The sequence below is a fragment of the Streptomyces sp. NBRC 110028 genome, assembly GCF_001417735.1.
In the GTDB taxonomy this organism is placed as follows: domain Bacteria; phylum Actinomycetota; class Actinomycetes; order Streptomycetales; family Streptomycetaceae; genus Streptomyces.
Window position 1 is genome coordinate 1 of record NZ_BBUZ01000072.1, and the last position, 13,346, is coordinate 13,346.

The window sequence follows — 13,346 nt, forward strand, 5'->3', positions numbered from 1 at the left end:
AGACCGCGTCCCACACCGCCCTCATGGACGCCGCCGATACGGTCCTGGGCATTGTCGGACAGGCCCGGGACCGCGATCAGTCGCCCCGGCCGGACAGGTGTCCACGCCGCGCAGCGGACCGAGACGTGGCCACCCCCGGCACAGGGGTCCACCGGCCGCGGCGTGCCCGGCGCGGCGGCGGACCGTACGGCGACTGCCAGGCCGGCCGCTCGGTTCGCGCGAGGAGCCAGGAGTTGAGGAGCTTGTGGTTCGCAGTGACGCGGAATGTGCCGTTCGCCCGGAAGCGCTCGTACGCGCACGTGTGGCGACGGCGACGACCGATCGGCAGGCAGGCGGGCACGGCCGCCCAGTTTTTGGACATGGAGTGACACCGGTTCCAGTGAGAAGACCGCAGCGAAAAGGAGCACGGCGCACAGGTGCGACGCGCGACGGATCAGCGCTTGGGGGCGCTCACTTGGTGAGCAACGGCGTGTCCTTGACAGGGTGACGGTGGGCGGGAGCACGATAACGGCACACGGGGGCGCGGTTCCACAGATATTTGTGGTCAGCCCGCCGGGACCGGCCGATGGCGCGGTTCGGCTGGTTCGCCGGGCCCCTTGCCGACAGCGTGATCCCTTTACGCCGAGGCGCTGGAGATCCGCGAGGACGCCCTCGACCGCAGACTGTTGTTCGTCGACGGCGGTCCCTGACCTGTGGGGCCGCGCCCTACCCGACCGCTTCAGGACAGCTCGCTCCAGGAGCGGAAGCTCGCCTCGGTTGACCTGCTCGCGCTGCGTAAGCCGGGAGCGTCGCTCATGACCGGCGCGCGGTCAGGGCACCTGCTGTTCGGTCCAGATGCACTTTCCGTCGGCGGTGTAGCGGGTACCCCAGCGCTGGGAGAGCGCGGCCACCAGCTGCAGCCCGCGCCCGCCCTCGTCCGTCTCCGCGGCGTGGCGGATCCGAGGCGTGGTCAAACTGCCGTCGGACACCTCGCAGATCAGCTCCTCACCGCGCAGCAGCCGCAGCCCGACGGGGCTCTTGGCATGCCGGACGGCGTTCCCGACCAGCTCGCTGACCAGCAGCTCGGCGGTCGTGATCAGCGGGTCGAGGTTCCAGCGGGCCAGCTGGTCGCGGACATGGTCGCGTGCCTCGCTCGCGGCGATCGGCCCGTCGGACAGCGGCCAGGTGGCGATGTTCTCAGGGGCTGTCGCATGGGTGCGGGCGATCAGCAGCGCGGCGTCGTCCTGCGTGAGCTCCTTCTCGGGCAGCATCTCCGCCAGGACGTCGTCGCACAGCCGCTCCAGGGGTTCCCTCCCGGCCTGAACCGTGTCCGCGCCGGACAGTGCTCTCGCCAGGTGCCGCATGCCGCGGTCGATGTCCCGGGTGGGCGATTCGATGAGCCCGTCGGTGTACAGCACCAGCAGACTGCCCTCGGGGAGGGAGACCTCGACCGTCTCGAACGGCGGCCTGGCCGCGCCCAGCGGAGGGTCGGGGGAGCGGTCCGGGAACTGGACGGCGCTCCCGGGGAGGACGATCCCCGGCGGAGGGTGCCCGGCGCGGGCGAAGGAGCAGGTGGTGGTGACGGGGTCGTACACAGCGTAGAGACACGTGGCGTAGAAGTTGTCGCCGAGATCGTTGACCAGGTCGTTGAGGCGGGTGAGGAGTTCGGCGGGCGGGAAATCCAGATCCGCGAGCGTGCGCACGGCGGTGCGCAGCCGCCCCATGGTGGCGGCCTCGGACAGGCCGTGCCCCATCACATCGCCGATCACCAGGGCCACCCGGGAGCCGGACAGCGGGATCACGTCGTACCAGTCGCCGCCGACGTCGATGCCCTCGCTGGCGGGCAGATAGCGCGCGGCGGTGGTGACCGTGCTCAGCGGTGGCAGGGTCCGCGGCAGGAGCCCGCGCTGCAGTTCCTTGGCCCGGTTGTGCTCCGTGTCGTACAGCCTGGCCCGCTCGATGGCCTGCGCCATGAGTCCGCTGAGAGCGGTGAGGAGGGCCCGCTCCTCCCCGTCGAGGTGGCGCGGCTCGGAGAAGGAGATGACCGAGCAGCCGACGCAGCGGCCGGAGACGTTGAGTGGCAGAAAGGCCCAGGCGGCCTTGTCGGCCGCGGCCGGGCGCCAGGCCATCGCCGGATAGCGCGCGATGTACTCCTGCGTCGAGCCGACGAAGGCCGGTGTCCTGCTGTAGTACACCTCCGCGATCGGGGAGATCTCGCCGATCGGGGACCCGTCGATGGAGTCGAGGAAGGGACGTGAATATCCGACGGCGCCGGCGACGCGTATCACCTTCCCCTCGATGAGCTGGACGACGAGGCCGGAGGCACCGAACGGCCGCAGCACCCGCTCGGCGATGGCCTCCACCACGTCCTCCATGGTCAGGGCCTCCGCGAGGGCGTTGGTCAGCTCGGTGATCCGGGCGGTGCGCTCGGCCGCCGCGCGTTCCGCCGCGGCGCGCTCCTCCTCGCGTGACCGGCGCTCGGTGACATCGGTGGCGTAGATCGTCAGTCCTTCCGGCACCGGGACCAGCCGCATGTGGTACCAGCGCTCGTTGGCGGGCCACCGCGCCTCGAAGCCGACGGGTGTGCCGCTGTCGGCGGCCTGTCGGCAGTGTGCCTCGAGGTCCGGTTCCGCGGCGTCGACGCCGAGCCGGGCGAAGGCGTCCCACAGTGTCCGGCCGTGCAGCGTCCGGGGGGTGCCGAACAGCCGCTCCGCCTCGACGTTGACGAACGTGATCCGCCACTCGCTGTCGACCGCGAGGAAAGCGTCGCTCATGTGGCGCAGCGCACGGTTCACCGCGTCGCGGGCGATCCGGCTCTCGGTGGTGTCATACACCGTGCCGACCATGCCGGCAGGCTGACCGTCCTGCCCGAGCAAGACCCGCCCCCGGGCGCTGGCCCAACTCGTGGTCCCGTCGGGTCGGCAGATCCGGTACTCCACGTTGAAGACTCTGCGGTGGCGGATCGCCTGCTCGGCCTCGACGAGCACCGAGGGCAGATCATCGGGGTGGACCCGGCTGGTCCAGTTCTCGAACGGCTGCTTCGGGGTGCCCGGGTCCATGCCGAAGAGGGCCCGGGTCGGCTCGTCCCACACGAGTTCTCCGGTGGCCAGGTCCCACTCCCAGGACCCCACCCTGAGTGCTTTGAGCGCCTGCCGCAGACGGGTGGCGGGCGGCTCCTGCCCCACGTGGCCGTCCCGGTCCTCCCGGCCCGGGTCCTCCCGGCCCGGGTCCTCCCGGTCCGGGGAGGTTTCGGTCGGCCAGGGGGACGGCGAGTGCTCCCGGAGCCGTAGCGCGGCCCACGCGGCGAGTGTCCCGACCGACTCCCGCTGCCGCCGTGTGGGCTCCTGCGCGCGGTCCGTCAGCACGGACAGCACGCCCGCCACCCCGCCCGGGGTGACCAGCGGAACCGCCAGCAGTCCGCAGCCGGCGGGCAGCGACGGGCCGCGAGCGGAGCCGGTAGGGGCGGGCGCCCATACCGGCACCCCCTCGGCCACCGCGCGGGCCGGGGCGGTGACGCCGGACTCATCGATCTTCTCCCAGTGCCGGGCGACCGTACGCGCGAGCCCATGCGTCGCCATCAGCAGCAGCCCCGGGCTGACCGGCCCCCGCAGATGCACCATGCCGCCCAGCCCGTCCGCTTCCGTGACCGCGTGGTCCAGCGCGAAGCCCAGCAGCTCGGCGTCGCCCAGCTCATCGCCCGCCGTGATGATCGTGCGCAGCCGGGCGGTACCGGCCTGGTCCAGGGGGTCCTGCTCGCCCATGGCTCACCTCCCGCCGCGAGCGCGCGCGGAACCGGGGCGGCCCGCCGGGTATGCCCCGGAACATCACTATTCAACATACTCGCGTCCGAGACCTGGGCGAGGACGCCCTTGTCAACGCCCCCCGGCGACCAGCAGCGGCGCGGCGCCCGCGCCCGGGGCCGGGCGGCCGTCCGTGGTGGGCGTGTCCGCCAGCAGGCCGCGCGCGGCCAGCTCCGGGGTCACGCCCTCGCCGAACCAGTACGCCTCCTCCAGATGCGGATAGCCCGACAGCACGAAGTGCTCGATACCGAGCGCGTGGTACTCCTCGATCCGGTCGGCGATCTCGGCGTGGCTGCCGACCAGGGCCGTTCCCGCGCCGCCGCGCACCAGACCGATCCCCGCCCACAGGTTGGGCGAGATCTCCAGCCGGTCGCGTGAGCCGCCGTGCAGCGCCAGCATCCGCTGCTGGCCGACCGACTCACTGCGCCCCAGCGCCCGCTGCGCGGAGGCGACCGTGTCCGGATCGAGCTGGTCGAGCAGCCGGTCGGCGACGGCCCAGGCCTCGCGCGAGGAGTCGCGGGCGATGGTGTGCAGCCGGATGCCGAAACGGACGTCACGGCCCTCCCGCTCCGCCAGGCCCCGGATCCAGTCGATCTTCTCCTTGACCTGGGCGGGCGGTTCGCCCCAGGTCAGATAGACGTCCGTGTGCCGGGCGGCGACCGGACCGGCGGCCGGGGAGGAGCCGCCGAAGAAGATCTGCGGCAGCGGGTCGGGCGGCACCGCGGTCAGCCCGCCCGCGACCTGGTAGTGCTCGCCGTCGAAGTCGTAGGGCCTGCCGCCCCACACGCCCCGTACGACCTCCAGGAACTCCGCCGTGCGCGCGTACCGCTGATCGTGGTCGAGATGGTCGCCGAAGCGCCGCTGCTCGGTGGAGTCGCCGCCGGTGACGATGTTGAGCAGCAGCCGCCCGCGGGTGATCCGCTGGTACGTCGCGGCCATCTGCGCGGCCAGCACCGGTGAGATCAGCCCCGGCCGGAAGGCCACCAGGAACTTCAGCCGCTCGGTGTGCTGGGCGAGCGCGGCCGTCGTCAGCCACGCGTCCTCGCACCAGGTTCCGGTCGGGGTGAGCACCGCCTCGAACCCCAGGTGCTCGGCGGCCTTGGCGATCTGCGTGAGGTAGTCGATGTCCGGCGTCCGGACGCCGGACACGGGGGTGACGGACGAGCGGTCACCGCCGGAGTAGGCGTGCCGGTCGACGAGGGTGCGCCCGTCGCCGCCCGTCGGCAGGAACCAGTGCAGATGGACGGACATCACGAGCCCTTCCCGAAGGTGCGCGGCGCGGTGCTGGACGGCGGCAGACCGTCGTTGAAGCGGGTGTCCACGTAGTCGGCGAAGTCGAAGCGGCGCGGGGTGAGCTTCAGCTGGGCGAAGGTGTCCGCGATCTGCTGCTCGGAGGCGATGGCGGGCTTGTCGACGGCGGTGTACACCCGGGTGCCGTTGGTCCGCTTCACGGCGTCCAGCGCCACCTCGTACGGCAGCCCGGTCTCCTTGCCCCACACCCTGGCCCATGCCTCGGGGTGCTTGAAGACCCACTTCTGGGCACGCCGCAGCCGCTCCAGGTAGTCCTTGATGACCTTCGTCTTCTTCTTGTCGTCGAGGGAGGAGGGGTTGGCGACCTGGAAGTTGAGGCCGTTGGTCACGCCCTTGCCGGTGGTGAGGATCCGCGCGTGGGTCTGGCGCTGCGCCTGGGCGGTGTACGGGTCCCAGATGGCCCAGGCGTCCACCTTGCCGCGGCTGAACGCGGCCAGCGCGTCGGCGGGCTGCAGATAGCTCACCTTGACGTCCTTGATGGACAGGCCGGCCTTACGGAGCGAGGCGACCAGCTGGTAGTTGGCCGAACTGCCCTGTGCCACCGCGACCGTCCTGCCCTTGAGGTCGGCGGTCCTCTTCAGCGGCGAGTCCTTCCTGACCAGGATCGCCTCGCCGTCGGTCGTACCGTGCTTGGCACCGACCACCTTGATGTGGGACTTGGCGGCCGCGGCGAAGACCGGTGGGGTGTTGCCGACCCCGCCGATGTCCACCGCCTTGGCGCTGACCGCCTCCAGGATCGGCGGACCGGAGGTGAACGTCGACCACTTGATCTTGTAGGGCAGGTTCTTCAGTTCACCGGCGGCGCGCAGCACCGCCTCGTCGTTGCCCTTCTGGTCGCCGACGTTGAGGGTCACATCGCCCTTGCCGTCGGTGTTGCCGGCGGCGCCGGACTTGTCGGCCGAGTGCGAGCTGACGCATGCGGACAGCAGCAGCGGGAGGGGGAGGAGCAGGGCGGGGACGATACGCCGTCGCATGGCAGCGGGTTTCCGTTCGTGAGGGACGTACAAAGGGGGTGTGAGGCGCGGTTACGCGGCCTTCTCGACCTCGGCCGGCTCCGCGGCTTCCACGCCCAGCCGGTCCAGCAGTTCGGTGCGCAGACCGGCGAGGTACGGGTCGGCGATGTCACGCGGACGGTCGCGGTCCACCCGGATCTCGTGCGCGATGACACCGCCGTCCATGACCAGCACCCGGTCGGCGAGCAGCAACGCCTCCTCGACGTCGTGCGTCACCAGCAGCACCGCGCAGCCGCGGCTCTGCCACAGGTCGGCCACCAGTCGCTGGGCCGTGATCCGGGTGAGCGCGTCCAGCGCGCCGAACGGCTCGTCGAGCAGCAGCAGATCGGGTTCGCGCACCAGCGCCCGGGCGAGCGAGGCACGCTGCGCCTCGCCACCGGACAGCGTCTTGGGCCAGGCATCGGTACGGTGGCCGAGACCGACCTCCTTGAGCGCCTTCTCGGCGATGTCCCGCCCGGGGCGGCCGGGGAGCCCGAGCAGCACATTGCGCCACACCCGCTTCCACGGCATCAGCCGCGGCGCCTGGAAGGCGACGGCCTTGCGCCGCGGCACCAGCACCTCGCCCGCGATCTCCCGGTCGAGCCCGGCCAGTACGCGCAGCAGCGTCGACTTGCCGCAGCCACTGCGGCCGAGGAGCGCCACGAACTCACCTTTGCGGACGGTCAGTTCGAGGTTGTCGATGACGGCCCGACCGTCGAAGGAGCGGGTGAGCGAGCCGACCCGTACGGCGTCATCAGCCGTTTCGACATGGGTCATGTGCCGGTGAAGGTCGGTCGCCATTGCAGCAGCAGCCTCTCCAGAGTGCGGACGATGAAATCGGCGAGCAGGCCGAGGACGGCGTAGACGATGAGGCAGACCACGATCACGTCGGTCTGGAAGAACTCCCGCGCACGGTTGAGCAGGAAGCCGATTCCGTCGTCCGCGTTGATCGTCTCGCCGAAGACCAGCGCCAGCCAGGCGGTGGCCAGCGAATACCGCAGCCCGGTCATGGCCCCGGGCAGCGCCCCCGGCAGCACCACATGGCGGATCAGCCCCCAGCGCCCGAGCCCGAGGGAGTTCCCGGCCTCGATGAGCTGCGCGTCCACACCGCGGATGCCCGCGTACACGTTCAGATAGAGGTGGAAGGCGACACCGAGCGCGATCAGCGCGATCTTCGGCGCCTCGCCGATGCCCATCCAGATGATGAACAGCGGGATCATCCCGACCCACGGGATGCTGCGCAGCATCTGCACGGTCGCGTCGACCAGGTCCTCACCGAGCCGCGACAGACCGGAGATCAGCGCCAGCCCGACGCCGACGACCCCGCCGATCAACAGCCCGTTCAGCACCCGCTGCACCGACACCAGCATGGCGTGCGGCAGCGTGCCGTCCTGGAACAGGCCGGAGGCGGTACCGGCGATGGTGCCGGGCGAGGCGAGCACGTCGGAGGGCAGCATGCCGGTGGCGCTGCTCACCTGCCACAGCACCAGCAGAAACAAGGGACCGGTCGTGCGGCGCAGCCAGCGGGGTACGGTGCGGCGGCGCGCGGACAGGGGCACGACCGGTTCGAGAAGAACCGGGGACACTTCGGGCTCCAGAAAAGGGGTACGCCTCGGTACCCGCGCGACATCGGCGCGGCACGGCGAGAACGTGAAGGGGAGAGAGGTGAGAGAAGGTCAGCAGGCGCCGGGACACGTGGCGGACGCCACCCGCAGCAGGTCGATGTGACCGCGCGTGGTGAGCAGGGCTGACGTAGACATGCCCCTGAAGCTAGCCAGCGGCTCCGACCCGGGTCAACGCCGTCTTGCCCCTCGGACCTTTGTTGCGGGAGTTTTAAGGGAGCCCGTACCAGGATGGAGTCATGGCTACTTTCCGCACCCACACGCTCGACATCACCACCGGCACCTCCGAGACCGTCGCCGACCTCACCGCCGACTGCGAGGCGTATCTGCGCGAGGTGGCCCGGGGCGCCGACGGCCTGCTCAATGTTTTCGTCCCGCACGCCACCGCCGGTATCGCCATCCTGGAAACGGGCGCGGGCAGTGACACCGACCTCCTGGCCGCCCTGCGCGACCTCCTGCCCGCCGACGACCGCTGGCGCCACCGCCACGGCTCCCCGGGCCACGGCCGCGACCACGTCCTCCCGGCCGTCGTCCCGCCCCACGCCACCCTCCCGGTCCTCGGCGGCAGCCTGGCGCTCGGCACGTGGCAGTCGGTGTGCCTGGTCGACACCAACCGGGACAACCCCCACCGCACGGTCCGGCTCAGCTTCCTGGGCTGACCCAGGGGGTGTCTTAGGCCCCGGGGAAACCGGCCGTGCTCCAGACCTCACCGGTCACGGTGATGCCCAGCGCCTCGTACCCGTCCAGCGCCTCGGTCCAGGCGCGGGCCCCGGCGCCCATGGCGAACGCGGCCGTGGCGTAGGCGTCGGTCCGGGTGAGGCCGGGGCCGGTCAGGGTGAGGGAGGCCAGGGCGGTGGCGGGCTCGCCGGTGTGCGGGTCCGTGACGTGTGCGCCGCGTTCGGCCGTTCCCGAGGTGGCGATGGCCAGGTCGCGGCCGGTGACCACGGCGGCCAGCTCCCCGGGGCGGGTGGGGTGGGCGATGCCGATCCGCCACGGTGTGCCGGGGGCGGCCTCGCCGCGCGCCTGCATGTCGCCGCCGCCGTTGACGCACGTGTTGGGCGCGCCCGCCTCGTACAGCATCCGCGAGGCCCGTTCGATCGCCCAGCCCTTGACCATCCCGGACGGGTCGAGCCGTCCGGCCGGGGTGTGGCTGAACCAGCCGCCGGTGACGCCCGCCGCCTCCTCGCACAGCGCGAACACCTCGGCCACCTCGGGCCGGTACCGCTCCGGAACCGGCTCGCCCCGGCCGAGGCGGCTGATCGCGCTGTCGGGCCGGTAGGTGGAGAACACCTCGTCCACATGGTGCAGCCAGGCCACGGCCTCCTTCAGGGCCCGGTGGACCGGCGGGGTGACCGGGTCGCGGAGGTCGAAGGAGAACACCGTGCCCATGGCGTGCTCGACGTGGCGCAGGCCCCGCTCGGGGGCGGGCGCCTCAGACACCGGCCTTGTCCAGTGCGCTCTGCAGGGACCGGGTGTACCCCTCGCTGGTGTAGGTGGCGCCGGAGACCGCGTCGATGTGCGCGCTCTGGGCGCTCAGCGCCTCACGGGTGAGCTGCGGTACGGCGTCGGCGGCGATCTGCTGGGACCGGGGCCGGTCGGACGGCGTTCGGAGCGCCTTGACCCCGGTGATCTTGCCGTTGGAGAGCGTGACGGACACCTGGACCGGCCCGTACGAGGTGTTGATCACGCTGCCGGTGTACGTGCCGGAGGTGCCGCCCGGGGTGTGGGTGGTGGACGGGGAGGTCGAGGCGGATCCGGTGCTGGACGGCGGTGTCGACGGTGACGGTTCCGCCACGGTCGCGGCGGGACTCTGGTGCGGTTTGAGCGACAGCAGCAGGATCACTCCCGCCACCGTCGAGACGGTGGTCACGGCGGCTTTGCGCACGGCCTGGCTCCTGTTCATCCGGGTCAGAACGAGAACGACTCGTGGTGGATGCGCCGACGCGGCACCCCGGCCCCGCGCAGGGCCGTGACCGCCACCTCGGTCATCGCGGGCGGCCCGCAGAGGTAGACGTCGCGCTCGGCGAGGTCGGGCACCAGACCGCGCAGCGCCTCCGGGGTCAGCGGCGAGGAGTACGCGACGGGCTCGTCGACGACGTAGTGGACGGCCGCCCCGCGCGCGGCGGCGAGCGCGTCGATCTCGCCGCGCAGCGCCAGGTCCTCGGGGCGCCGGGCCCGGTAGATCAGGGCCACCTCGCCGGGCAGCGTCTCGAAGAGTGTGCGCAGCGGGGTGATGCCGACACCGCCGCCGAGCAGCAGGCTCTTGCGGGCACGCCGACGGCGCGCGGTGAAGCCGCCGTACGGGCCCTCGGCCAGTACCCGCGTGCCGGGCCGCAGCCGGGCGAGCGCCGCGCTGTGCCCGCCGGACGCCTTGACGGTGATGCGCAGGTACGCCGGGTGCGGGGCGGCGGACAGGGAGTAGGGGTTGGCCGCCCACCACATGCCCCGGGTCAGGAACCGCCAGCGGAAGAACTGGCCGGGCTCGGCGCGCAGCTCCTCCAGCCCGCTGCCCGACAGGTACACCGACACGATGCCCGGCGCCTCGGGCCGGACCTCGGCGACGTACAGCCGGTGGCGCAGCGCCCGGCGCACGGGTACGGCGAACCGGTACCAGGCCAGCAGCGCCGCCACCCCGAGGTAGAGGGCGTACCAGGCGAGCTGGGCGGGGCGGTTGCCGACGAAGTCGGCGCCGTTGGAGAGCTGGTGCCCGAAGGCCAGGAAGACCGCCAGATAGGTCGCGAAGTGCAGGAAGTGCCAGGTCTCGTACGTCACCCGGCGGCGCACCGCGCGGGCGGACACGATCCCGGTGATCAGGAACAGCAGGAAGCCGATCGTGCCCTTGAGCAGGTCCGGGTAGTGGAGGACCAGGGTGGTGGTCTGATCCACGACACCGGTGTGCGATTCCAGGGAGTAGCCCCAGATGATCAGCAGGACGTGGGCGGACGCGAGGGAGACCGTGTAGCGGCCGCCCATGGCGTGCCAGCGGGCCAGCCGGTCGGTGCCGACGGCGCGGTCCAGCAGCGGTACGCGCGCCATCAGCATCAGCAGCATCGCGCACGCGTACCCGGCCAGCAGCCCGGTGATCCGCCCGGCGCCGGTGACCCAGCCCGCGGCGCCGACCACGGAGGTGGTGTCGCTCCACCACAGCGCCAGGACGGCGGCGGCCCCGCCCCAGATCAGCAGGTGTGCGAGGGCCGGGACGGGGCTGGGCGGGCGCGGTGCCGACCGGGAGGGGCGGGCCATGGCCGGAGCCCGCGGCGGTGTCGTCATGGGTCTGGGAGTCCTCTCGGTGAACAGCTCGGTCAGACTCCCCGGCGAAGCTCTGAGGACCCTATGAACGGGGCGAGGCACCCGGGATTCAGAGGAAACTCAGAGGAAGGGCGGACCTCGGCACGGCGCGGCACGAGGGATGCTTGATTCATCATGGATACGCACACCACCGGCCGTTTCCTGCTGCGGCCCGACGGCGCCCGGGTCCGCGTCCTCGTCGTCGACGACGAGCCCGATCTGACCGAGGTGCTGTCGGGGGCACTGCGCTACGAGGGCTGGGAGGTCCGTACCGCCGCCGACGGCGCGTCCGCGCTGGCCACCGTACAGGCCTTCCACCCGGACGCGGTGGTGCTCGACTGGATGCTGCCGGACACCGACGGGCTCGCGGTGCTGCGCGCGCTGCGGGCGGAGCTGCCGGACGTGTGCGTGCTGTTCCTGACCGCGCGCGACGCGGTGGAGGACCGGATCGCGGGGATCACGGCGGGCGGCGACGACTACGTGACCAAGCCGTTCAGCCTGGAGGAGGTGCTGGCCCGGCTGCGCGGGCTGCTGCGCCGGGCCGGGATGGCCCGGGAGCCCGGCGACGACCGGCTGGTGGTCGGGGATCTGGTGATGGACGAGCAGGCCCGGGAGGTGACCCGCGGGGGAATGGCCGTGGAGCTGTCCCGCACCGAGTTCGAGCTGCTGCGGTTCCTGATGCGCAACCCCCGGCGGGTGCTGTCCAAGGCGCAGATCCTGGACCGGGTGTGGAGCTACGACTTCGGCGGCCAGGCCCATGTGGTGGAGCTGTACATCAGCTATCTGCGCAAGAAGATCGACGCGGGGCGGACGCCGCTGATCCACACCGTGCGCGGGGTCGGCTACGTCCTGAAGGCGGAGGCTCCGTGAGGCGGCCGCTCCTGGCAGGACCGGTCCGGTGGCTTCCCCGTACGCTGCGCGCCCGGCTGACCGCCGGGCTGGTGGTGCTGCTGGCGGTGGCGTCCCTGACGGTCGGGCTGACCACGGTGCTCGCCCTCGAAGGGTTCCTGGTGCGCCGGCTGGACCAGCAGCTCACGGCGACCGCCGGCCGCTTCCCGGCCAGCCTGGAGCGGGGAGAGGCGCAACCGGACGACGACAACCGGCCCGACACCCGTGGCCAGTCGGACAACACCTTCGGGGCCCGGCTGCTGCACGGCACGACGACCGACGCGGCGGTCGTGCGCGACCAGACGGACGGCGCCGTACCGCTGACCGGCGCCGACCGGCGGGTCCTGGCGGGAGTGCCGGTGGACGGCCGCGGCCACACCGTGCATCTGTCCGCGCTCAGCGGCTACCGGGTGGTCGCGGTTCACGGGGACGACGGGGACGTCCTGATCACCGGGCTGCCGCTGCGCCCCGTGGAGGAGACCGTGCACCGGCTGGAGACCGTGGAAGCCGTGGTCTTCGGCAGCGCGCTGCTGGTCACCGGGGTCGCCGGGGCGCTGTGGGTACGGCTGTCGCTGCGGCCGCTGCGGCGGGTGACCACGACCGCCGCCGGAGTGGCCGAGCTGCCGCTCGCCAGCGGTGAGGTGGCCATGCCCCCGCCCGTACCGGACGCCGATCCGCGCACCGAGGTGGGGCAGGTGGGCACCGCGCTGAACCGGATGCTCGGCCACGTCGGGGACGCGCTGGCCCGCCGCCAGGCGAGTGAGGAACGGCTGCGGCACTTCTCCGCGGACGCCAGCCACGAGCTGCGCACCCCGGTGGCCTCCGTCCGTGGCCACGCCGAGCTGGCGCTGCGCCACCCCGGGCCGGTGCCGGAGGAGGTGCGGCACGCGCTGGAGCGGATCCAGGCCGAGTCGGAGCGGATGTCCACGCTCGTCGACGATCTGCTGCTGCTCGCCCGGCTGGACGCGGGGCGGCCACTGGCCCGCCGTCCGGTGGATCTGACCCGGGTGGTGCTGGACGCGACGGGCGACGCGCGGGCCGCCGGGCCCGGCCATCGCTGGACGCTGGAGCTTCCCGAGGAGCCGGTGACGGTGCTCGGCGACGAGCACCGGCTCCAGCAGGTGATCGGCAATCTGCTGGCCAACGCCCGGACCCACACCCCGGCCGGAACCCGGGTCACGGTGCGGCTCGCGGTGGCGGACGGCGACGCCGAGCTGACGGTGGCGGACGACGGTCCGGGCGTCCCGGACGCGCTGCAGGGCGAGGTGTTCGAGCGGTTCGCCCGCGCCGATCCCGGCCGGTCGCGGGCGGGCGGCGGTACGGGTCTGGGGCTGGCGATCGTCCGGGCCGTGGTCGCGGCGCACGGTGGCACGATCACGCTGACCAGCAGGCCGGGGGCCACCGTCTTCCGGGCCCGGCTTCCGAGCCGTACCGCGCCGCCCGATCCGGGCCGCGTCTAGTGCCGC

The 13,346-nt window shown here is 72.4% G+C and carries 12 protein-coding genes; 3 read left to right on the forward strand and 9 right to left on the reverse strand.

What is annotated here, in order from left to right; all coding sequences use genetic code 11:
• Positions 1-809: 809 nt before the first annotated feature.
• The 6 genes from ASC60_RS37905 to ASC60_RS44325 form a co-directional block, all read right to left on the reverse strand.
• Positions 810-3,740, reverse strand: coding sequence for a SpoIIE family protein phosphatase (locus ASC60_RS37905; RefSeq protein ID WP_234357325.1), 2,931 nt, complete (start codon positions 3,738-3,740; stop codon positions 810-812).
• A 111-nt stretch (positions 3,741-3,851) separates the two neighbouring features.
• Positions 3,852-5,030: an LLM class flavin-dependent oxidoreductase gene (locus ASC60_RS37910; RefSeq protein ID WP_055558278.1), complete on the reverse strand. Its 1,179-nt coding sequence runs from the start codon at positions 5,028-5,030 to the stop codon at positions 3,852-3,854.
• Positions 5,030-6,064, reverse strand: a complete 1,035-nt coding sequence (locus ASC60_RS37915) for an ABC transporter substrate-binding protein (protein WP_055558279.1) — start codon at positions 6,062-6,064, stop codon at positions 5,030-5,032. Before ASC60_RS37915 ends, ASC60_RS37910 begins: the two co-directional genes overlap by 1 nt.
• A 51-nt stretch (positions 6,065-6,115) precedes the next feature.
• Complete coding sequence (locus ASC60_RS37920) at positions 6,116-6,883, reverse strand: ABC transporter ATP-binding protein (protein ID WP_055558280.1); 768 nt, start codon at positions 6,881-6,883, stop codon at positions 6,116-6,118.
• On the reverse strand, positions 6,856-7,668 hold the full coding sequence (locus ASC60_RS37925) for an ABC transporter permease (RefSeq protein ID WP_055558281.1): 813 nt from the start codon (positions 7,666-7,668) through the stop codon (positions 6,856-6,858). The genes ASC60_RS37920 and ASC60_RS37925 overlap by 28 nt, the downstream gene beginning before the upstream one ends.
• A 90-nt stretch (positions 7,669-7,758) precedes the next feature.
• Positions 7,759-7,842 carry a putative leader peptide gene (locus ASC60_RS44325; RefSeq protein WP_370593019.1) on the reverse strand — a complete coding sequence of 28 codons (84 nt, stop codon included), beginning with the start codon at positions 7,840-7,842 and terminating at the stop codon, positions 7,759-7,761.
• A gap of 101 nt (positions 7,843-7,943) precedes the next feature.
• On the opposite strand from ASC60_RS44325, the gene ASC60_RS37930 reads away from it, so the two are divergent.
• Positions 7,944-8,363, forward strand: a complete 420-nt coding sequence (locus ASC60_RS37930) for a YjbQ family protein (protein ID WP_055558282.1) — start codon at positions 7,944-7,946, stop codon at positions 8,361-8,363.
• Positions 8,364-8,376: 13 nt separating this feature from the next.
• On the opposite strand, the gene ASC60_RS37935 is transcribed toward ASC60_RS37930, so the two are convergent.
• From ASC60_RS37935 to ASC60_RS37945, 3 genes are read right to left on the reverse strand one after another with little or no spacing between them, the layout of a single operon-like run.
• A complete protein-coding gene (locus ASC60_RS37935; RefSeq protein ID WP_107097273.1) occupies positions 8,377-9,093 on the reverse strand; it encodes an FAD:protein FMN transferase in 717 nt (238 codons plus the stop codon).
• 43 nt (positions 9,094-9,136) lie between these two features.
• Positions 9,137-9,589: an FMN-binding protein gene (locus ASC60_RS37940; protein ID WP_079038908.1), complete on the reverse strand. Its 453-nt coding sequence runs from the start codon at positions 9,587-9,589 to the stop codon at positions 9,137-9,139.
• A gap of 23 nt (positions 9,590-9,612) precedes the next feature.
• The gene (locus ASC60_RS37945; RefSeq protein ID WP_055558285.1) at positions 9,613-10,974 is read right to left on the reverse strand and encodes a ferric reductase-like transmembrane domain-containing protein; all 1,362 of its coding nucleotides are present in this window, start codon (positions 10,972-10,974) and stop codon (positions 9,613-9,615) included.
• Positions 10,975-11,127: 153 nt separating this feature from the next.
• Here ASC60_RS37945 and ASC60_RS37950 point away from each other — a divergent pair, with 153 nt between their 5' ends.
• Together ASC60_RS37950 and ASC60_RS37955 are read left to right on the forward strand one after the other, a co-directional pair.
• Complete coding sequence (locus ASC60_RS37950; protein WP_055558286.1) at positions 11,128-11,862, forward strand: response regulator transcription factor; 735 nt, start codon at positions 11,128-11,130, stop codon at positions 11,860-11,862.
• The gene (locus ASC60_RS37955) at positions 11,859-13,340 is read left to right on the forward strand and encodes an ATP-binding protein (RefSeq protein WP_055558287.1); all 1,482 of its coding nucleotides are present in this window, start codon (positions 11,859-11,861) and stop codon (positions 13,338-13,340) included. The genes ASC60_RS37950 and ASC60_RS37955 overlap by 4 nt, the downstream gene beginning before the upstream one ends.
• Positions 13,341-13,346 lie beyond the last annotated feature (6 nt).

Coding starts and splice junctions, on each gene's coding strand:
- ASC60_RS37905 (WP_234357325.1), bottom strand. CDS start 3,740: ATGGGCGAGCAGGACCCCCTGGACCAGGCCGGTACCGCCCGGCTGCGC.
- ASC60_RS37910 (WP_055558278.1), bottom strand. CDS start 5,030: ATGTCCGTCCATCTGCACTGGTTCCTGCCGACGGGCGGCGACGGGCGC.
- ASC60_RS37915 (WP_055558279.1), bottom strand. CDS start 6,064: ATGCGACGGCGTATCGTCCCCGCCCTGCTCCTCCCCCTCCCGCTGCTG.
- ASC60_RS37920 (WP_055558280.1), bottom strand. CDS start 6,883: ATGGCGACCGACCTTCACCGGCACATGACCCATGTCGAAACGGCTGAT.
- ASC60_RS44325 (WP_370593019.1), bottom strand. CDS start 7,842: ATGTCTACGTCAGCCCTGCTCACCACGCGCGGTCACATCGACCTGCTG.
- ASC60_RS37930 (WP_055558282.1), top strand. CDS start 7,944: ATGGCTACTTTCCGCACCCACACGCTCGACATCACCACCGGCACCTCC.
- ASC60_RS37935 (WP_107097273.1), bottom strand. CDS start 9,093: ATGGGCACGGTGTTCTCCTTCGACCTCCGCGACCCGGTCACCCCGCCG.
- ASC60_RS37945 (WP_055558285.1), bottom strand. CDS start 10,974: ATGACGACACCGCCGCGGGCTCCGGCCATGGCCCGCCCCTCCCGGTCG.
- ASC60_RS37950 (WP_055558286.1), top strand. CDS start 11,128: ATGGATACGCACACCACCGGCCGTTTCCTGCTGCGGCCCGACGGCGCC.